Annotated in this window: 9 protein-coding genes, 2 tRNA genes and 5 rRNA genes; all 16 read left to right on the top strand. The window is 52.7% G+C overall.

Annotated features, from left to right (window positions below; all coding sequences use genetic code 11):
* Positions 1 to 18 precede the first annotated feature (18 nt).
* Positions 19 to 2,343, top strand: coding sequence for a penicillin-binding protein 1B (gene mrcB, locus N7D90_RS20575; protein WP_261739707.1), 2,325 nt, complete (start codon positions 19 to 21; stop codon positions 2,341 to 2,343).
* 16 nt (positions 2,344 to 2,359) lie between these two features.
* Positions 2,360 to 3,103, top strand: coding sequence for a tetratricopeptide repeat protein (locus tag N7D90_RS20570; RefSeq protein ID WP_261739706.1), 744 nt, complete (start codon positions 2,360 to 2,362; stop codon positions 3,101 to 3,103).
* Positions 3,104 to 3,108: 5 nt separating this feature from the next.
* Positions 3,109 to 3,438 carry a YqcC family protein gene (locus N7D90_RS20565; RefSeq protein ID WP_261742497.1) on the top strand — a complete coding sequence of 110 codons (330 nt, stop codon included), beginning with the start codon at positions 3,109 to 3,111 and terminating at the stop codon, positions 3,436 to 3,438.
* Between the two features lie 409 nt (positions 3,439 to 3,847).
* Positions 3,848 to 5,572, top strand: a complete 1,725-nt coding sequence (locus N7D90_RS20560) for an acetolactate synthase 3 large subunit (protein ID WP_261739705.1) — start codon at positions 3,848 to 3,850, stop codon at positions 5,570 to 5,572.
* 2 nt (positions 5,573 to 5,574) lie between these two features.
* A complete protein-coding gene (ilvN, locus tag N7D90_RS20555) occupies positions 5,575 to 6,066 on the top strand; it encodes an acetolactate synthase small subunit (protein WP_016783407.1) in 492 nt (163 codons plus the stop codon).
* Between the two features lie 49 nt (positions 6,067 to 6,115).
* Positions 6,116 to 7,132, top strand: a complete 1,017-nt coding sequence (ilvC, locus tag N7D90_RS20550) for a ketol-acid reductoisomerase (protein WP_095002580.1) — start codon at positions 6,116 to 6,118, stop codon at positions 7,130 to 7,132.
* 144 nt (positions 7,133 to 7,276) lie between these two features.
* Positions 7,277 to 8,134, top strand: coding sequence for a CDP-diacylglycerol--serine O-phosphatidyltransferase (gene pssA, locus N7D90_RS20545; RefSeq protein ID WP_261739704.1), 858 nt, complete (start codon positions 7,277 to 7,279; stop codon positions 8,132 to 8,134).
* 63 nt (positions 8,135 to 8,197) lie between these two features.
* Positions 8,198 to 9,211 carry a protein-methionine-sulfoxide reductase catalytic subunit MsrP gene (gene msrP / locus N7D90_RS20540; protein WP_261739703.1) on the top strand — a complete coding sequence of 338 codons (1,014 nt, stop codon included), beginning with the start codon at positions 8,198 to 8,200 and terminating at the stop codon, positions 9,209 to 9,211.
* Entirely contained in the window at positions 9,211 to 9,825 is a 615-nt protein-coding gene (gene msrQ, locus N7D90_RS20535; protein WP_261739702.1) for a protein-methionine-sulfoxide reductase heme-binding subunit MsrQ, read from the top strand. Before msrP ends, msrQ begins: the two co-directional genes overlap by 1 nt.
* A 478-nt stretch (positions 9,826 to 10,303) precedes the next feature.
* Positions 10,304 to 11,840, top strand: a 16S ribosomal RNA gene (locus N7D90_RS20530).
* A gap of 81 nt (positions 11,841 to 11,921) precedes the next feature.
* Positions 11,922 to 11,998, top strand: a tRNA-Ile gene (locus N7D90_RS20525).
* A gap of 30 nt (positions 11,999 to 12,028) precedes the next feature.
* Positions 12,029 to 12,104 (top strand) — tRNA-Ala (locus N7D90_RS20520).
* Positions 12,105 to 12,351: 247 nt separating this feature from the next.
* A 23S ribosomal RNA gene (locus N7D90_RS20515) occupies positions 12,352 to 15,243 on the top strand.
* Positions 15,244 to 15,404: 161 nt separating this feature from the next.
* Positions 15,405 to 15,520, top strand: a 5S ribosomal RNA gene (gene rrf, locus N7D90_RS20510).
* A 470-nt stretch (positions 15,521 to 15,990) separates the two neighbouring features.
* Positions 15,991 to 17,527 (top strand): 16S ribosomal RNA (locus tag N7D90_RS20505).
* 327 nt (positions 17,528 to 17,854) lie between these two features.
* Positions 17,855 to 20,746 (top strand): 23S ribosomal RNA (locus tag N7D90_RS20500).
* The 16S, 23S and 5S rRNA genes sit together here with 2 tRNA genes alongside, the layout of an rRNA operon.
* Positions 20,747 to 20,822 lie beyond the last annotated feature (76 nt).

The following is a 20,822-nucleotide window of genomic DNA, read 5'->3' as shown; positions in this document are numbered from 1 at the left end:
TGCGTATAATCTCGCGCCATGACTCGTACCCGATCCCCTCGCTCCCGTTCCAAACGTCCTTCTGGCGGCCTTCGGCCCTGGCTCGGCTGGGCAATCAAGCTCAGTCTGGTCGGCCTGGTGGTGCTGGCAGGTTTTGCCGTCTACCTCGATGCCATCGTCCAGGAGAAGTTCTCCGGCAAGCGCTGGACCATCCCGGCCAAGGTTTATGCTCGGCCGCTGGAGCTGTTCGTCGGCCAGAAGCTGAGCAAGAACGACTTCCTCACGGAGCTCGACGCCTTGGGCTATCGCCGCGAAAGCGTTGCCAATGGCCCAGGTGCGGCAGCGGTTAATGGCAACACGGTCGACCTCAATACCCGTGGTTTCCAATTCTATGAAGGTGCCGAGCAGGCACAGCCAGTGCGGATACGCTTTTCTGGCGATTATGTGGCAGAGCTTTCATCGACCAATGGCTCCAAGCTGCCCGTGGTGCGCCTTGAGCCCTTGTTGATCGGTGGTATCTATCCGAAAAACCTCGAAGACCGGATCCTGATCAACATTGATCAGGTGCCGCCGTTTCTGCTTGATACGCTGGTAACCGTAGAGGACAGGGACTTCTATCATCACTTTGGGGTGTCGCCGAAGTCGATCGCGCGGGCCATGTGGGTCAACACTTCGGCCGGGCAAATGCGCCAGGGCGGCAGTACGTTGACCCAGCAGTTGGTCAAGAATTTCTATCTGACCAATGAGCGCAGTCTGACCCGCAAGTTGACCGAAGCAATGATGGCCTTGTTGCTGGAGTTGCATTACGACAAGCGCGAAATTCTTGAGGCATATCTCAACGAAGTGTTTGTCGGCCAGGACGGTCAGCGCGCTGTTCACGGCTTTGGTTTGGCCAGTCAGTTCTTCTTCAGCCAGCCGCTGGCCGAGCTCAAGTTGCATCAAGTGGCGCTGCTGGTAGGTATGGTCAAAGGGCCGTCAGCCTATAACCCGCGACGCTATCCTGAACGTGCGCTGATGCGCCGTAACCTGGTGCTCGATTTGCTGGAGCAGCAAGGTGTTGCAACGCCTGAGCAAGTTGCCGCAGCGAAGAAAATGCCGCTGGGCGTGACCACGCGCGGCAGTCTGGCAGACAGCTCATTCCCGGGCTTCCTGGATTTGGTCAAGCGTCAGTTGCGTGAAGACTATCGTGACGAAGACTTGACCGAAGAAGGGTTGAGGATCTTCACCAGCTTCGACCCGATCCTGCAGATGAAGTCTGAGGCAGCTGTCGGTGAAACCTTCAAGCGACTTGCCGGGCGCAAGGGATCGGATGAGGTTGAAGCCGCGATGGTGGTGACCAACCCGGAAACCGGTGAGGTTCAGGCGCTGATCGGCAGTCGTGCTCCAGGCTATGCAGGCTTTAACCGTGCACTGGATGCGGTGAGGCCGATTGGCTCCCTGATCAAACCTGCGGTCTATCTCACGGCGCTTGAACGGCCGAGTCAGTACACACTGACCAGTTGGCTGTCGGATGAGCCGCTATCGATCAAAGGCGCAGATGGCCAGATCTGGAAACCTCAGAACTATGATCGGCGCTCGCACGGTACGATTTTCCTCTACCAGTCGATGATGAATTCCTACAACCTCGGCACGGTAAGGTTGGGGCAGGAAGTCGGGGTGCCTAACGTCCTCAAGACATTGGCGCGACTGGGGGTAGAGCGGCAATTCCCGGCGTTCCCTTCCATGTTGCTGGGGGCTGGCGCATTGAGCCCGATGGAAGTGGCGACGATGTATCAGACCTTGGCCAACGGCGGCTTCAATACGCCCATGCGCGGTATTCGCAGCGTGTTGACAGCTGAAGGTCAGCCGCTCAAGCGTTATCCGTTCCAGATCCAGCAGCGCTTTGATCCGGGTTCGATTTTCCTGATTCAGAACGCGATGCAGCATGTGATGCGCGAAGGTACAGGGCGCTCGGTCTATAACGTATTGCCAAAAAACCTTACGTTGGCAGGTAAAACCGGCACCAGTAACGACTCTCGTGACAGCTGGTTCGCAGGGTTCAGCCAGGATTTGCTGGCAGTTGTATGGCTGGGCCGCGATGACAATGGCAAAACACCGTTTACCGGTGCCACCGGGGCCTTGCAGGTGTGGACCAGCTTTATGAGCAAAGCAGGTCCCCTGCCGCTCGATATGCCTCAGCCCGATAACATTGTTCAGGCCTGGATTGATCCGCATACCGGTCAAGGATCTGATGCCAGCTGCCCTGGCGCGGTACAGATGCCGTATATTCGCGGCAGTGAGCCGCCAGCGGGGGCCAGTTGTGGTGGGCAGGCGCCTGCCACGGGTGACGCCGTGATGGATTGGGTCAAGGGCTGGTTGAATTAAGCAAAGAGGGTTTGACGTGAATAAGTGGTGGATTGCGGCTGTTTCAGCCCTGGCTTTGCTCAATGGTTGTGCCAGCGTACCGCAGGGTTCGATTCCTGTGGTCGATTCTGGTGTTCCGGTATCCAATAACGAACGTATTTCGGCCCAGCGTACGGCGGGGAGTTATCCACAGGCCGCTGTTCCGCGGGCAGCTCAAGCGCGCACGATTACCGAGGACTCGGGTGTTGTGGTGATGGTCCCGGGTGGCGCTGCCAGTGTTTCGACACCGATCAGCACTCAGCCTTTCACGCCGGGGCCAATTACTCCGGGGCCAGCTGCCGCGCCTATCAGCACGGGTAGCTACACGCCGAGTAATACTTACAGTGCACCGGCACCGATTACACCAAGTGGTATTCCATCGAACAGCAGTGGCGGTGGTCTGGCTGCTGACGAGCAACTGGACGGCCCGGTGCTGGCGCTGCTCACCACCGCACAGCAGCAACAGTCGAGCGGGGACTTGAACGGCGCGTCGTCGAGCCTTGAGCGGGCTCAGCGCGTGGCACCTCGTGAGCCCCAAGTGCTTTACCGTCTGGCCCAGGTCCGTATGGCTCAGGGTGATGCTGCCCAGGCGGAGCAGTTTGCCCGTCGTGGTTTGACTTTCGCCAATGGCCGCCCGGATTTGCAAGCGAGCCTGTGGGGTTTGATTGCCCAGGCGCGTGAGAAACAAGGCGATGCAGCAGGCGCTGCACTGGCTCGTCAAAAAGCCAAGGTGAGTCTCTGATGGTTATGGACTCACGTACTCCTGAAGTCGCCGAGTTCTTGTTGCTGATCGAGCAGGAAATGCGCACGCAGGGGTTGTGGAGCGACAAGGTTCCTACGGAGCACGACTTGGCCAGCCAAGAGCCATTCAGCGTCGACCGGCTCGACTTTGAGCTGTGGGTGCAGTGGATCTTCCTGCCGAAGATGAAAGTCATTGTTGAGCAGGGTCTGCCACTGCCAAATGTTTCGGGTATTCGGCATATGGCTGACCAGGTTTTTGCACAGCGTCGCGGAAACTGGAAGCCACTGCTCAAGCACTTCGAAGGTTTTGACCTGTTGATCAGCCCCTCCGCTTGAGGTCATAGCTGCCAGTTTTTGCTGGCAGCCATCCATTTTCTTGTCAGTTTCTGTCATTTCGCGCGTTTTTTTGTGCGTTCCTGTCGGTTTATGAAAATAAATCTCATAGATGGCTTGACTTGGGCTGGCCTAATGACAAGAATCGAAGTCCCGCTGTAGAGGGACTGCCAGAAGCAGACCCTCTCAGCAGATCATGAGGCGCACACCCGCGCCGACCTGCAACACCCGCAACGCGTTACCTCGCGCTGGGTGGGAAACCCCCGCAACATTTGGGGAGTTCCCAATACTTGCTCAGTCAGTGCTGACGTAGTCGGCGACCACCGTCGCTCATGCTCTGCTGAAAAGTAAACCTATTAAGACCCGTTCGTATTTTTGTGAACGGTATTCTGGCGTTTTAGAGGTGAACAACGTGGAGCTTTTATCTGGCGGTGAGATGCTCGTGCGCTTTTTGCGCGACGAAGGTGTCAAATATATCTACGGGTACCCTGGTGGTGCTCTTCTGCATGTCTACGACGCACTGTTCAAAGAGCCGGAAGTTACCCACATCCTGGTTCGCCACGAACAAGCTGCTACCCATATGGCTGACGGCTATGCCCGTGCAACCGGTAAGGCCGGTGTAGTACTGGTTACTTCCGGACCGGGTGCTACCAACGCCATCACCGGGATTGCCACTGCCTACATGGACTCCATTCCGATGGTGATCATTTCTGGTCAGGTGCCTAGCACCATGGTCGGGACTGATGCTTTCCAAGAGACCGACATGATCGGTATCTCTCGGCCCATCGTGAAGCACAGCTTTATGATCAAGCATGCTTCGGAAATCCCGGAGGTCATGAAAAAGGCGTTCTACCTCGCTCAATCCGGTCGTCCTGGTCCGGTAGTGGTCGATATTCCGAAAGACATGACCAACCCGGCCGAGAAGTTCGAATACGTTTTCCCGAAAAAAGCCAAGTTGCGTTCTTACAGCCCGGCCCTGCGTGGTCACTCAGGCCAGATTCGCAAGGCAGCAGAGATGCTGCTGGCAGCCAAGCGCCCTGTGCTTTATGCAGGCGGCGGGGTTATTTTGGGCGGCGGTTCGGCTCCGCTGACCGAGTTGGCAAAAATGCTCAACGTACCCGTAACCAATACGTTGATGGGCCTGGGTGCCTACCCTGGCACCGACCGTCAGTTCGTCGGCATGCTCGGTATGCATGGCAGCTTCACTGCCAACATGACCATGCACAACGCTGACGTGATCCTGGCTGTAGGCGCGCGCTTTGATGACCGTGTAATCAACGGTCCATCCAAGTTCTGCCCGAACGCCAAGATTATCCATATTGATATCGACCCGGCGTCCATCTCCAAGACCATCAAGGCAGATGTGCCGATCGTAGGTCCGGTAGAGAGCGTGTTGAGCGAAATGGTCGCAATCCTCAAGGAAATTGGCGATAAGCCGAACCCGGAGGCAGTTGCCAGTTGGTGGAAGCAGATCGACGAGTGGCGTGGTGATGGTGACCTGTTCCCTTATAACAAGGGCGACGGCAGCGTGATCAAGCCTCAGGCTGTTATCGAGATGCTCTGCGAAGTGACCAAGGGCGATGCGTATGTAACGTCCGATGTGGGTCAGCACCAGATGTTTGCGGCCCAATACTACCGCTTCAACAAGCCTAATCGCTGGATCAACTCTGGCGGCCTGGGCACGATGGGCTTCGGTTTCCCGGCGGCGATGGGTGTAAAACTGAGCTTCCCTGATGCTGACGTTGCCTGTGTAACGGGTGAGGGCAGTATTCAGATGAATATTCAGGAACTGTCGACGTGTTTGCAGTATGGCTTACCGGTAAAAATCATCAGCCTCAACAACGGTGTGCTTGGCATGGTGCGCCAGTGGCAGGACATGAACTACGGCAGCCGTCACTCGCACTCGTACATGGAATCGCTGCCTGATTTCGTCAAGCTGGCTGAGGCTTATGGGCATGTGGGTATTCGGATCACTGATCTGAAAGACCTCAAGCCGAAGATGGAAGAGGCCTTTGCCATGAAGGATCGCCTGGTGTTCCTGGATATCCAGGTTGATACCAGTGAGCACGTTTATCCGATGCAGATCAAAGATGGCTCCATGCGCGACATGTGGCTGAGCAAGACGGAGCGTACTTAATCATGCGGCACATTATTTCCTTGCTTCTTGAAAACGAACCGGGCGCCTTGTCTCGTGTTGTCGGGCTTTTTTCGCAACGTAACTACAACATCGAAAGCCTGACGGTGGCACCAACCGAGGATCCGACCTTGTCGCGTCTGACGCTGACCACGGTGGGGCATGATGAAGTGATCGAGCAGATCACCAAAAACCTGAACAAGTTGATTGAAGTGGTCAAGTTGGTGGATCTGTCGGAAAGTGCTCACATCGAGCGCGAGTTGATGCTGGTAAAGGTCAAGGCGACAGGCGCACAGCGCGCAGAGATCAAGCGTACAACGGATATTTTCCGTGGGCAGATCGTTGATGTCAGCGCCAGTGTGTACACCGTGCAGTTGACAGGCACCAGCGAGAAGCTCGACAGTTTCATCCAGTCGATTGGGACCGCCTCGATCCTGGAAACAGTTCGCAGTGGCGTCACCGGGATTGCCCGTGGCGACAAAGTACTCAGCATCTAAAACTAATAAGTGCTAATTGGCCTGAATGGCCTGGATATAAGGGAAAATCATGAAAGTTTATTACGACAAAGACTGCGACCTTTCGATCATCCAGGGCAAAAAAGTAGCCATTATCGGTTACGGCTCCCAGGGTCACGCCCAAGCCTGCAACCTGAAAGACTCCGGCGTTGACGTTACTGTTGGTCTGCGTAAAGGTTCGGCCACTGTCGCCAAGGCTGAGGCTCACGGCCTGAAAGTGACTGACGTTGCCAGCGCTGTTGCCGCTGCTGACCTGGTCATGATTCTGACTCCGGACGAGTTCCAGTCCGCGCTGTACAAGAACGAAATCGAGCCGAACATCAAAAAAGGCGCAACCCTGGCGTTCTCCCATGGTTTCGCAATCCACTACAACCAGGTTGTACCGCGTGCTGACCTTGACGTGATCATGATCGCGCCAAAAGCTCCGGGCCACACTGTGCGTTCTGAATTCGTACGCGGCGGCGGTATCCCTGACCTGATCGCTATCTACCAGGATGCTTCGGGCAATGCCAAAAACCTGGCACTGTCTTACGCTTCGGGCGTGGGCGGCGGTCGTACCGGTATCATCGAAACCACCTTCAAGGACGAGACTGAAACCGACCTGTTCGGCGAGCAGGCTGTTCTGTGTGGCGGTACTGTTGAGCTGGTTAAAGCTGGCTTTGAAACTCTGGTTGAAGCCGGTTACGCGCCAGAAATGGCTTACTTCGAGTGCTTGCACGAGTTGAAGTTGATCGTTGACCTCATGTACGAAGGCGGTATCGCCAACATGAACTACTCGATCTCCAACAACGCTGAGTACGGCGAGTACGTTACCGGTCCAGAAGTGATCAACGCTGAATCCCGTCAAGCAATGCGTAACGCTTTGAAGCGCATTCAAGATGGTGAATACGCGAAGATGTTCATCAGTGAAGGTGCTACCGGCTACCCATCGATGACCGCCAAGCGTCGTAACAACGCTGCTCACGGCATCGAAGTCATCGGCGGACAATTGCGTTCGATGATGCCTTGGATCGGCGCGAACAAGATCGTTGACCAAGCCAAGAACTAAGTTCTTGGTCTGTAGAGAAAACGCGGCCTAGGCCGCGTTTTTTCGTTTGAGCGCCAGCTTCTGGTATAAAGCAGGATCGTTTGCGGGTGCATGTTGGCCCCAAGCTTCTATCGAAACTTTCCATATCGTTGCAAGGTAATGTCCATGAGCGAACGTCCCGAAGAGCCAAAAGCGGCTTCAGACGCCGATAGCCTGCTGCCTATCGATGAGCATGTCGAAGAAGGGCATGACGCCGAAGGGCGTAAAGTCCGGCATCGTGGTATCTATCTGCTGCCGAACCTTTTCACTACTGCGAACCTGTTCGCCGGTTTTTATTCGATCATCAGCTCCATGAGTGCCCAAAGCGCCATGAGTGCGGGTGACGCTGCTGGCGCAAGCAAATATTTTGCGTTTGCGGCCATCGCGATTTTTATCGCAATGGTGCTGGATGGTCTTGATGGTCGTGTAGCCCGTATGACCAACACCGAAAGTGCATTTGGCGCCGAGTACGACTCCTTGTCGGACATGGTTGCCTTTGGTGTGGCACCTGCATTGCTGGCCTTTGGCTGGGCGCTGGGAGATATGGGCAAGGTCGGCTGGATGGTTGCCTTCATCTATGTAGCGGGTGCGGCGTTGCGTCTGGCGCGTTTTAACACGCAGGTCGGAACAGCGGATAAGCGTTACTTCATCGGGTTGGCCAGCCCGGCTGCTGCAGGTGTGGTGGCGGGTATTGTTTGGGCATTCAGTGATTACGGGATCCAGGGATCGAAAATGTCGTTCCTGGTTGCCTTGCTGGTCGCTGTCGCTGGCATGTTGATGGTCAGCAATATCAAGTACAACAGCTTTAAAGAGCTGGATTTGAAAGGGCGTGTTCCTTTTGTGGCGATCCTGGCTGTGGTTCTGGTATTCGCTGTTGTGTTCAGCGATCCGCCACGCATCCTGTTGCTGGCCTTCCTGGTGTATGCGGCATCGGGTCCGATTCAGTACTTACTGCGTTTGCGTCGTAACAAAGCCGGCGAGTAATGTAATTTCTCCCATACTCCGTAGTCTATTGGTGCATCAGTTCTCCAATACTACGGAGTTGTCATGCTCATCAAGCTGCCTAAAGCGTCCGACTGTAAAGAGTCGGACGTGACGCCTGAATCCTTCTATCTATCCCGTCGTGCATTGCTGGGCAGTTCGCTTGCCGGATTGGCTGTGTCCAGCCTTCCGCGCTGGGCCAGTGCCGAGGATGCAATGCGCTATGCGGATGTTGAGCCGGGTAAGGCTCCGACCTGGTTTGCCGATAAGCTGCCTCAGACCAAATGGCAGGCAGTCACGGTCAAGGGGGAGGCTATCACCCCCTTCAAGGATGCGACCCACTACAACAACTTCTATGAGTTCGGTACCGATAAGGGTGATCCGGCGCAGAATGCTGGAGCCTTGAAAACCGAGCCTTGGACGGTGGTGGTAGATGGGGAGGTGGGAAAACCGGGGCGTTATGCGCTTGAAGACTTTATGAAGCCTTATCAATTGGAAGAGCGGATTTATCGTCTGCGTTGCGTAGAAGCCTGGTCGATGGTGATTCCGTGGATGGGTTTTCCCATATCGGCATTGCTCAAGCAGGTGGAGCCTACATCCAAAGCCAAATTTATCCGCTTTGAAACCTTGCAGGATCCAAAGGTCATGCCGGGGCAGCGTTCGGGTTTTGCATTGATTGACTGGCCCTATGTTGAAGGATTGCGCTTGGACGAGGCGATGAATCCGTTGGCGATTTTGGCGGTAGGCATGTATGGGCGTGAATTGCCGAATCAGAATGGGGCGCCGCTACGTTTGGTGGTGCCTTGGAAATATGGTTTCAAAAGCGTGAAGTCTATTGTGCGAATCAGTCTGGTAGAGGAGCAGCCAAAAACCACTTGGCAGAGCATTGCAGCTGATGAATACGGCTTCTATGCCAACGTGAATCCGCAAGTTGATCACCCTCGTTGGACGCAAGCGCGTGAGCGGCGTTTACCGAGCGGCCTGTTCAGCCCGAATGTGCGTGATACCCAAATGTTTAACGGATATGCGGATGAAGTGGCTTCTCTGTATACCGGCCTCGATTTGCGGAAGAACTACTGATGAAATTCCTTCCTTGGCGTATTGGGGTCTTTATAGCCGCTGTCATATGGCCTTTGCTCTGGCTTTATGAGGCCTGGAGCTTTGCCTTGGGGCCGGACCCGGGAAAGGTACTGGTCGATCGGCTGGGGTTGGGCACGCTGATTCTATTGTTGGTGACACTGAGCATGACACCTCTGCAGAAGCTCACGGGGTGGTCGGGCTGGATTGCCGTGCGTCGCCAGATAGGGCTGTGGTGCTTTGCCTATGTGGTGTTGCACCTGTGTGCTTATTTGACTTTCGTGTTGGGCTTTGACTGGTCACAGTTAGGTGTGGAGCTGCGCAAGCGGCCTTACATCATTGTCGGCAGTCTGGGTTTCTTGTGTTTGCTGGCGCTGGCAGTGACTTCAAATCGATACAGCCAACGGCGTTTGGGTGCGCGCTGGAAGAAACTCCATCGTCTGGTGTACGCAATTGTGGGGTTGGGATTGCTGCATATGCTCTGGATTGTTCGGGCAGACCTCAAGGAATGGTCGGTTTACGCCTTTATAGGTGTGTGTCTGCTGGCGCTGCGCATACCGCTGGTGATGAGCCGTATTCCGCGTCTATATAAGAAGAAACCGGTTTCGGTTGCTTAAGTCGCAATTAGCTCTTGACTCATAATTCTAACGGCCTATAATTCGCCCACTTCCGGCGCAGTCGAAACGGAAAACTCCTTGAGTTTCAATGAGTTGGATTGGTTTTCGGCAGTGTCAGCTTCAAGTCATCGAAGCAGGAAATGAGGTGTTGACAGCAGCGTGTAACGCTGTAGAATTCGCCTCCCGCTGACGAGAGATCGAAAGCGCAAGTGGTTGATGTTACAGAGGAAACTTTGAAAACATCTTAAAATAACCGCTTGACAGCAACAGAGGCTGCTGTAGAATGCGCGCCTCGGTTCAGCGAAAGCTAACCAACCGCTCTTTAACAACTGAATCAAGCAATTCGTGTGGGTGCTTGTGGAGTCAGACTGATAGTCAACAAGATTATCAGCATCACAAGTTACTCCGCGAGAAATCAAAGATGTAACCAACGATTGCTGAGCCAAGTTTAGGGTTTCTTAAAAACCCAAAGATGTTTGAACTGAAGAGTTTGATCATGGCTCAGATTGAACGCTGGCGGCAGGCCTAACACATGCAAGTCGAGCGGTAGAGAGAAGCTTGCTTCTCTTGAGAGCGGCGGACGGGTGAGTAATACCTAGGAATCTGCCTGATAGTGGGGGATAACGTTCGGAAACGGACGCTAATACCGCATACGTCCTACGGGAGAAAGCAGGGGACCTTCGGGCCTTGCGCTATCAGATGAGCCTAGGTCGGATTAGCTAGTTGGTGAGGTAATGGCTCACCAAGGCTACGATCCGTAACTGGTCTGAGAGGATGATCAGTCACACTGGAACTGAGACACGGTCCAGACTCCTACGGGAGGCAGCAGTGGGGAATATTGGACAATGGGCGAAAGCCTGATCCAGCCATGCCGCGTGTGTGAAGAAGGTCTTCGGATTGTAAAGCACTTTAAGTTGGGAGGAAGGGCAGTTACCTAATACGTGACTGTCTTGACGTTACCGACAGAATAAGCACCGGCTAACTCTGTGCCAGCAGCCGCGGTAATACAGAGGGTGCAAGCGTTAATCGGAATTACTGGGCGTAAAGCGCGCGTAGGTGGTTTGTTAAGTTGAATGTGAAATCCCCGGGCTCAACCTGGGAACTGCATCCAAAACTGGCAAGCTAGAGTATGGTAGAGGGTAGTGGAATTTCCTGTGTAGCGGTGAAATGCGTAGATATAGGAAGGAACACCAGTGGCGAAGGCGACTACCTGGACTGATACTGACACTGAGGTGCGAAAGCGTGGGGAGCAAACAGGATTAGATACCCTGGTAGTCCACGCCGTAAACGATGTCAACTAGCCGTTGGGAGTCTTGAACTCTTAGTGGCGCAGCTAACGCATTAAGTTGACCGCCTGGGGAGTACGGCCGCAAGGTTAAAACTCAAATGAATTGACGGGGGCCCGCACAAGCGGTGGAGCATGTGGTTTAATTCGAAGCAACGCGAAGAACCTTACCAGGCCTTGACATCCAATGAACTTTCTAGAGATAGATTGGTGCCTTCGGGAACATTGAGACAGGTGCTGCATGGCTGTCGTCAGCTCGTGTCGTGAGATGTTGGGTTAAGTCCCGTAACGAGCGCAACCCTTGTCCTTAGTTACCAGCACGTAATGGTGGGCACTCTAAGGAGACTGCCGGTGACAAACCGGAGGAAGGTGGGGATGACGTCAAGTCATCATGGCCCTTACGGCCTGGGCTACACACGTGCTACAATGGTCGGTACAAAGGGTTGCCAAGCCGCGAGGTGGAGCTAATCCCATAAAACCGATCGTAGTCCGGATCGCAGTCTGCAACTCGACTGCGTGAAGTCGGAATCGCTAGTAATCGTGAATCAGAATGTCACGGTGAATACGTTCCCGGGCCTTGTACACACCGCCCGTCACACCATGGGAGTGGGTTGCACCAGAAGTAGCTAGTCTAACCTTCGGGAGGACGGTTACCACGGTGTGATTCATGACTGGGGTGAAGTCGTAACAAGGTAGCCGTAGGGGAACCTGCGGCTGGATCACCTCCTTAATCGACGACATCAGCTGCTCCATAAGTTCCCACACGAATTGCTTGATTCATTGAAGAAGACGATAGAAGTAGATCAAAATTGGGTCTGTAGCTCAGTTGGTTAGAGCGCACCCCTGATAAGGGTGAGGTCGGCAGTTCGAATCTGCCCAGACCCACCAATTTTGTTTGGAAATTACCTGTAGAAATATGGGGCCATAGCTCAGCTGGGAGAGCGCCTGCCTTGCACGCAGGAGGTCAACGGTTCGATCCCGTTTGGCTCCACCATTACTGCTTCTGTATCGCAAAGCTTAGAAATGAACATTTTCTCGAAAGAGAGTGAATGTTGATTTCTGATCTTTTGATTAGATCGTTCTTTAAAAATTTGGGTATGTAATAGAAAGTTAGACTGGATAACACTTTCACTGGTGTTTATTCAGGCTAAGGTAAAATTTGTGAATAAGTTCTTAATTGAACATGCGAATTTTCGGCGAATGTCGTCTTCATAGTATAACCAGATTGCTTGGGGTTATATGGTCAAGTGAAGAAGCGCATACGGTGGATGCCTTGGCAGTCAGAGGCGATGAAAGACGTGGTAGCCTGCGAAAAGCTTCGGGGAGTCGGCAAACAGACTTTGATCCGGAGATGTCTGAATGGGGGAACCCACCTAACATAAGTTAGGTATCTTAAGCTGAATACATAGGCTTAAGAAGCGAACCAGGGGAACTGAAACATCTAAGTACCCTGAGGAAAAGAAATCAACCGAGATTCCCTTAGTAGTGGCGAGCGAACGGGGACCAGCCCTTAAGCTGTATTGATGTTAGCGGAACGCTCTGGAAAGTGCGGCCATAGTGGGTGATAGCCCTGTACGCGAAAACATCTTTGCAGTGAAATCGAGTAGGACGGAGCACGAGAAACTTTGTCTGAATATGGGGGGACCATCCTCCAAGGCTAAATACTACTGACTGACCGATAGTGAACTAGTACCGTGAGGGAAAGGCGAAAAGAACCCCGGAGAGGGGAGTGAAATAGATCCTGAAACCGTATGCGTACAAGCAGTGGGAGCCTACTTTGTTGGGTGACTGCGTACCTTTTGTATAATGGGTCAGCGACTTATTTTCAGTGGCAAGCTTAACCGAATAGGGGAGGCGTAGCGAAAGCGAGTCTTAATAGGGCGTCTAGTCGCTGGGAATAGACCCGAAACCGGGCGATCTATCCATGGGCAGGTTGAAGGTTGGGTAACACTAACTGGAGGACCGAACCGACTACCGTTGAAAAGTTAGCGGATGACCTGTGGATCGGAGTGAAAGGCTAATCAAGCTCGGAGATAGCTGGTTCTCCTCGAAAGCTATTTAGGTAGCGCCTCATGTATCACTGTAGGGGGTAGAGCACTGTTTCGGCTAGGGGGTCATCCCGACTTACCAAACCGATGCAAACTCCGAATACCTACAAGTGCCGAGCATGGGAGACACACGGCGGGTGCTAACGTCCGTCGTGAAAAGGGAAACAACCCAGACCGTCAGCTAAGGTCCCAAAGTTATGGTTAAGTGGGAAACGATGTGGGAAGGCTTAGACAGCTAGGAGGTTGGCTTAGAAGCAGCCACCCTTTAAAGAAAGCGTAATAGCTCACTAGTCGAGTCGGCCTGCGCGGAAGATTTAACGGGGCTCAAACCATACACCGAAGCTACGGGTATCACTTAGGTGATGCGGTAGAGGAGCGTTCTGTAAGCCTGTGAAGGTGAGTTGAGAAGCTTGCTGGAGGTATCAGAAGTGCGAATGCTGACATGAGTAACGATAATGGGTGTGAAAAACACCCACGCCGAAAGACCAAGGTTTCCTGCGCAACGTTAATCGACGCAGGGTTAGTCGGTCCCTAAGGCGAGGCTGAAAAGCGTAGTCGATGGAAAACAGGTTAATATTCCTGTACTTCTGGTTATTGCGATGGAGGGACGGAGAAGGCTAGGCCAGCTTGGCGTTGGTTGTCCAAGTTTAAGGTGGTAGGCTGGAATCTTAGGTAAATCCGGGATTCTAAGGCCGAGAGCTGATGACGAGTTAACTTTTAGTTAACGAAGTGGTTGATGCCATGCTTCCAAGAAAAGCTTCTAAGCTTCAGGTAACCAGGAACCGTACCCCAAACCGACACAGGTGGTTGGGTAGAGAATACCAAGGCGCTTGAGAGAACTCGGGTGAAGGAACTAGGCAAAATGGCACCGTAACTTCGGGAGAAGGTGCGCCGGTGAGGGTGAAGCATTTACTGCGTAAGCCCACGCCGGTCGAAGATACCAGGCCGCTGCGACTGTTTATTAAAAACACAGCACTCTGCAAACACGAAAGTGGACGTATAGGGTGTGACGCCTGCCCGGTGCCGGAAGGTTAATTGATGGGGTTAGCTAACGCGAAGCTCTTGATCGAAGCCCCGGTAAACGGCGGCCGTAACTATAACGGTCCTAAGGTAGCGAAATTCCTTGTCGGGTAAGTTCCGACCTGCACGAATGGCGTAACGATGGCGGCGCTGTCTCCACCCGAGACTCAGTGAAATTGAAATCGCTGTGAAGATGCAGTGTATCCGCGGCTAGACGGAAAGACCCCGTGAACCTTTACTATAGCTTTGCACTGGACTTTGAATTTGCTTGTGTAGGATAGGTGGGAGGCTTTGAAGTGTGGACGCCAGTCTGCATGGAGCCAACCTTGAAATACCACCCTGGCAACTTTGAGGTTCTAACTCAGGTCCGTTATCCGGATCGAGGACAGTGTATGGTGGGTAGTTTGACTGGGGCGGTCTCCTCCTAAAGAGTAACGGAGGAGTACGAAGGTGCGCTCAGACCGGTCGGAAATCGGTCGTAGAGTATAAAGGCAAAAGCGCGCTTGACTGCGAGACAGACACGTCGAGCAGGTACGAAAGTAGGTCTTAGTGATCCGGTGGTTCTGTATGGAAGGGCCATCGCTCAACGGATAAAAGGTACTCCGGGGATAACAGGCTGATACCGCCCAAGAGTTCATATCGACGGCGGTGTTTGGCACCTCGATGTCGGCTCATCACATCCTGGGGCTGAAGCCGGTCCCAAGGGTATGGCTGTTCGCCATTTAAAGTGGTACGCGAGCTGGGTTTAGAACGTCGTGAGACAGTTCGGTCCCTATCTGCCGTGGACGTTTGAGATTTGAGAGGGGCTGCTCCTAGTACGAGAGGACCGGAGTGGACGAACCTCTGGTGTTCCGGTTGTCACGCCAGTGGCATTGCCGGGTAGCTATGTTCGGGAAAGATAACCGCTGAAAGCATCTAAGCGGGAAACTTGCCTCAAGATGAGATCTCACTGGAACCTTGAGTTCCCTAAAGGGCCGTCGAAGACTACGACGTTGATAGGTTGGGTGTGTAAGCGCTGTGAGGCGTTGAGCTAACCAATACTAATTGCCCGTGAGGCTTGACCATATAACACCCAAGCAATTTGCGCCCTTGAATACAAGAGCCTGCAAGTTGCGGTGTGTGAAGACGATACAAACCGAAAGTTTGCGACTCACAAAACACCACTCTATTACATACCCATTCGCTGGAGCGTAAGCCGAAAGGCAAACGACCTGGCTACAGAATTTCTTGACGACCATAGAGCATTGGAACCACCTGATCCCATCCCGAACTCAGTAGTGAAACGATGCATCGCCGATGGTAGTGTGGGGTTTCCCCATGTGAGAGTAGGTCATCGTCAAGATTAAATTCCAAAATCCCTGTCTGCTCACGCAGTCGGGGATTTTGTTTTTGTATAAGTACAAGCTTTGTAAAAAGCGTGTGCTGTTAACCAGGCCATTTGCCTGGCTAACAAGTAGATTGAACGTAGCAGGAAATAAGGTGTTGACAGCAGCGTGTAACGCTGTAGAATTCGCCTCCCGCTAACGAGAGATCGAAAGCGCAAGTGGTTGATGTTACAAAGGAAACTTTGAAAACATCTTAAAATAACCGCTTGACAGCAACAGAGGCTGCTGTAGAATGCGCGCCTCGGTTCAGCGAAAGCTAACCAACCGCTCTTTAACAACTGAATCAAGCAATTCGTGTGGGTGCTTGTGGAGTCAGACTGATAGTCAACAAGATTATCAGCATCACAAGTTACTCCGCGAGAAATCAAAGATGTAACCAACGATTGCTGAGCCAAGTTTAGGGTTTCTTAAAAACCCAAAGATGTTTGAACTGAAGAGTTTGATCATGGCTCAGATTGAACGCTGGCGGCAGGCCTAACACATGCAAGTCGAGCGGTAGAGAGAAGCTTGCTTCTCTTGAGAGCGGCGGACGGGTGAGTAATACCTAGGAATCTGCCTGATAGTGGGGGATAACGTTCGGAAACGGACGCTAATACCGCATACGTCCTACGGGAGAAAGCAGGGGACCTTCGGGCCTTGCGCTATCAGATGAGCCTAGGTCGGATTAGCTAGTTGGTGAGGTAATGGCTCACCAAGGCTACGATCCGTAACTGGTCTGAGAGGATGATCAGTCACACTGGAACTGAGACACGGTCCAGACTCCTACGGGAGGCAGCAGTGGGGAATATTGGACAATGGGCGAAAGCCTGATCCAGCCATGCCGCGTGTGTGAAGAAGGTCTTCGGATTGTAAAGCACTTTAAGTTGGGAGGAAGGGCAGTTACCTAATACGTGACTGTCTTGACGTTACCGACAGAATAAGCACCGGCTAACTCTGTGCCAGCAGCCGCGGTAATACAGAGGGTGCAAGCGTTAATCGGAATTACTGGGCGTAAAGCGCGCGTAGGTGGTTTGTTAAGTTGAATGTGAAATCCCCGGGCTCAACCTGGGAACTGCATCCAAAACTGGCAAGCTAGAGTATGGTAGAGGGTAGTGGAATTTCCTGTGTAGCGGTGAAATGCGTAGATATAGGAAGGAACACCAGTGGCGAAGGCGACTACCTGGACTGATACTGACACTGAGGTGCGAAAGCGTGGGGAGCAAACAGGATTAGATACCCTGGTAGTCCACGCCGTAAACGATGTCAACTAGCCGTTGGGAGTCTTGAACTCTTAGTGGCGCAGCTAACGCATTAAGTTGACCGCCTGGGGAGTACGGCCGCAAGGTTAAAACTCAAATGAATTGACGGGGGCCCGCACAAGCGGTGGAGCATGTGGTTTAATTCGAAGCAACGCGAAGAACCTTACCAGGCCTTGACATCCAATGAACTTTCTAGAGATAGATTGGTGCCTTCGGGAACATTGAGACAGGTGCTGCATGGCTGTCGTCAGCTCGTGTCGTGAGATGTTGGGTTAAGTCCCGTAACGAGCGCAACCCTTGTCCTTAGTTACCAGCACGTAATGGTGGGCACTCTAAGGAGACTGCCGGTGACAAACCGGAGGAAGGTGGGGATGACGTCAAGTCATCATGGCCCTTACGGCCTGGGCTACACACGTGCTACAATGGTCGGTACAAAGGGTTGCCAAGCCGCGAGGTGGAGCTAATCCCATAAAACCGATCGTAGTCCGGATCGCAGTCTGCAACTCGACTGCGTGAAGTCGGAATCGCTAGTAATCGTGAATCAGAATGTCACGGTGAATACGTTCCCGGGCCTTGTACACACCGCCCGTCACACCATGGGAGTGGGTTGCACCAGAAGTAGCTAGTCTAACCTTCGGGAGGACGGTTACCACGGTGTGATTCATGACTGGGGTGAAGTCGTAACAAGGTAGCCGTAGGGGAACCTGCGGCTGGATCACCTCCTTAATCGACGACATCAGCTGCTCCGTAAGTTCCCACACGAATTGCTTGATTCACTGTAAAAGACGGTAGAAGCCACTTAAGTTGTACGGCTTCTCTATCGTAAAGCTTAGAAATGAACATTTTCTCGAAAGAGAGTGAATGTTGATTTCTGATCTTTTGATTAGATCGTTCTTTAAAAATTTGGGTATGTAATAGAAAGTTAGACTGGATAACACTTTCACTGGTGTTTATTCAGGCTAAGGTAAAATTTGTGAATAAGTTCTTAATTGAACATGCGAATTTTCGGCGAATGTCGTCTTCATAGTATAACCAGATTGCTTGGGGTTATATGGTCAAGTGAAGAAGCGCATACGGTGGATGCCTTGGCAGTCAGAGGCGATGAAAGACGTGGTAGCCTGCGAAAAGCTTCGGGGAGTCGGCAAACAGACTTTGATCCGGAGATGTCTGAATGGGGGAACCCACCTAACATAAGTTAGGTATCTTAAGCTGAATACATAGGCTTAAGAAGCGAACCAGGGGAACTGAAACATCTAAGTACCCTGAGGAAAAGAAATCAACCGAGATTCCCTTAGTAGTGGCGAGCGAACGGGGACCAGCCCTTAAGCTGTATTGATGTTAGCGGAACGCTCTGGAAAGTGCGGCCATAGTGGGTGATAGCCCTGTACGCGAAAACATCTTTGCAGTGAAATCGAGTAGGACGGAGCACGAGAAACTTTGTCTGAATATGGGGGGACCATCCTCCAAGGCTAAATACTACTGACTGACCGATAGTGAACTAGTACCGTGAGGGAAAGGCGAAAAGAACCCCGGAGAGGGGAGTGAAATAGATCCTGAAACCGTATGCGTACAAGCAGTGGGAGCCTACTTTGTTGGGTGACTGCGTACCTTTTGTATAATGGGTCAGCGACTTATTTTCAGTGGCAAGCTTAACCGAATAGGGGAGGCGTAGCGAAAGCGAGTCTTAATAGGGCGTCTAGTCGCTGGGAATAGACCCGAAACCGGGCGATCTATCCATGGGCAGGTTGAAGGTTGGGTAACACTAACTGGAGGACCGAACCGACTACCGTTGAAAAGTTAGCGGATGACCTGTGGATCGGAGTGAAAGGCTAATCAAGCTCGGAGATAGCTGGTTCTCCTCGAAAGCTATTTAGGTAGCGCCTCATGTATCACTGTAGGGGGTAGAGCACTGTTTCGGCTAGGGGGTCATCCCGACTTACCAAACCGATGCAAACTCCGAATACCTACAAGTGCCGAGCATGGGAGACACACGGCGGGTGCTAACGTCCGTCGTGAAAAGGGAAACAACCCAGACCGTCAGCTAAGGTCCCAAAGTTATGGTTAAGTGGGAAACGATGTGGGAAGGCTTAGACAGCTAGGAGGTTGGCTTAGAAGCAGCCACCCTTTAAAGAAAGCGTAATAGCTCACTAGTCGAGTCGGCCTGCGCGGAAGATTTAACGGGGCTCAAACCATACACCGAAGCTACGGGTATCACTTAGGTGATGCGGTAGAGGAGCGTTCTGTAAGCCTGTGAAGGTGAGTTGAGAAGCTTGCTGGAGGTATCAGAAGTGCGAATGCTGACATGAGTAACGATAATGGGTGTGAAAAACACCCACGCCGAAAGACCAAGGTTTCCTGCGCAACGTTAATCGACGCAGGGTTAGTCGGTCCCTAAGGCGAGGCTGAAAAGCGTAGTCGATGGAAAACAGGTTAATATTCCTGTACTTCTGGTTATTGCGATGGAGGGACGGAGAAGGCTAGGCCAGCTTGGCGTTGGTTGTCCAAGTTTAAGGTGGTAGGCTGGAATCTTAGGTAAATCCGGGATTCTAAGGCCGAGAGCTGATGACGAGTTAACTTTTAGTTAACGAAGTGGTTGATGCCATGCTTCCAAGAAAAGCTTCTAAGCTTCAGGTAACCAGGAACCGTACCCCAAACCGACACAGGTGGTTGGGTAGAGAATACCAAGGCGCTTGAGAGAACTCGGGTGAAGGAACTAGGCAAAATGGCACCGTAACTTCGGGAGAAGGTGCGCCGGTGAGGGTGAAGCATTTACTGCGTAAGCCCACGCCGGTCGAAGATACCAGGCCGCTGCGACTGTTTATTAAAAACACAGCACTCTGCAAACACGAAAGTGGACGTATAGGGTGTGACGCCTGCCCGGTGCCGGAAGGTTAATTGATGGGGTTAGCTAACGCGAAGCTCTTGATCGAAGCCCCGGTAAACGGCGGCCGTAACTATAACGGTCCTAAGGTAGCGAAATTCCTTGTCGGGTAAGTTCCGACCTGCACGAATGGCGTAACGATGGCGGCGCTGTCTCCACCCGAGACTCAGTGAAATTGAAATCGCTGTGAAGATGCAGTGTATCCGCGGCTAGACGGAAAGACCCCGTGAACCTTTACTATAGCTTTGCACTGGACTTTGAATTTGCTTGTGTAGGATAGGTGGGAGGCTTTGAAGTGTGGACGCCAGTCTGCATGGAGCCAACCTTGAAATACCACCCTGGCAACTTTGAGGTTCTAACTCAGGTCCGTTATCCGGATCGAGGACAGTGTATGGTGGGTAGTTTGACTGGGGCGGTCTCCTCCTAAAGAGTAACGGAGGAGTACGAAGGTGCGCTCAGACCGGTCGGAAATCGGTCGTAGAGTATAAAGGCAAAAGCGCGCTTGACTGCGAGACAGACACGTCGAGCAGGTACGAAAGTAGGTCTTAGTGATCCGGTGGTTCTGTATGGAAGGGCCATCGCTCAACGGATAAAAGGTACTCCGGGGATAACAGGCTGATACCGCCCAAGAGTTCATATCGACGGCGGTGTTTGGCACCTCGATGTCGGCTCATCACATCCTGGGGCTGAAGCCGGTCCCAAGGGTATGGCTGTTCGCCATTTAAAGTGGTACGCGAGCTGGGTTTAGAACGTCGTGAGACAGTTCGGTCCCTATCTGCCGTGGACGTTTGAGATTTGAGAGGGGCTGCTCCTAGTACGAGAGGACCGGAGTGGACGAACCTCTGGTGTTCCGGTTGTCACGCCAGTGGCATTGCCGGGTAGCTATGTTCGGGAAAGATAACCGCTGAAAGCATCTAAGCGGGAAACTTGCCTCAAGATGAGATCTCACTGGAACCTTGAGTTCCCTAAAGGGCCGTCGAAGACTACGACGTTGATAGGTTGGGTGTGTAAGCGCTGTGAGGCGTTGAGCTAACCAATACTAATTGCCCGTGAGGCTTGACCATATAACACCCAAGCAATTTGCGCCCTTGAATACAAGAGCCTGCAAGTTGCGGTGTGTGAAGACGATACAAACCGAAA

The sequence above is a fragment of the Pseudomonas fragi genome (assembly GCF_025426255.1).
Taxonomy (GTDB): Bacteria; Pseudomonadota; Gammaproteobacteria; order Pseudomonadales; family Pseudomonadaceae; genus Aquipseudomonas; species Aquipseudomonas kulmbachensis.
This window is presented reverse-complemented; position numbering and strand designations above follow the sequence as displayed.

What these genes read in the sequence shown, in the direction of transcription:
- mrcB (WP_261739707.1), top strand. Translation starts at nt 19, where the DNA reads ATGACTCGTACCCGATCCCCTCGCTCCCGTTCCAAACGTCCTTCTGGC.
- N7D90_RS20565 (WP_261742497.1), top strand. Translation starts at nt 3,109, where the DNA reads ATGGACTCACGTACTCCTGAAGTCGCCGAGTTCTTGTTGCTGATCGAG.
- ilvN (WP_016783407.1), top strand. Translation starts at nt 5,575, where the DNA reads ATGCGGCACATTATTTCCTTGCTTCTTGAAAACGAACCGGGCGCCTTG.
- ilvC (WP_095002580.1), top strand. Translation starts at nt 6,116, where the DNA reads ATGAAAGTTTATTACGACAAAGACTGCGACCTTTCGATCATCCAGGGC.
- pssA (WP_261739704.1), top strand. Translation starts at nt 7,277, where the DNA reads ATGAGCGAACGTCCCGAAGAGCCAAAAGCGGCTTCAGACGCCGATAGC.
- msrP (WP_261739703.1), top strand. Translation starts at nt 8,198, where the DNA reads ATGCTCATCAAGCTGCCTAAAGCGTCCGACTGTAAAGAGTCGGACGTG.
- msrQ (WP_261739702.1), top strand. Translation starts at nt 9,211, where the DNA reads ATGAAATTCCTTCCTTGGCGTATTGGGGTCTTTATAGCCGCTGTCATA.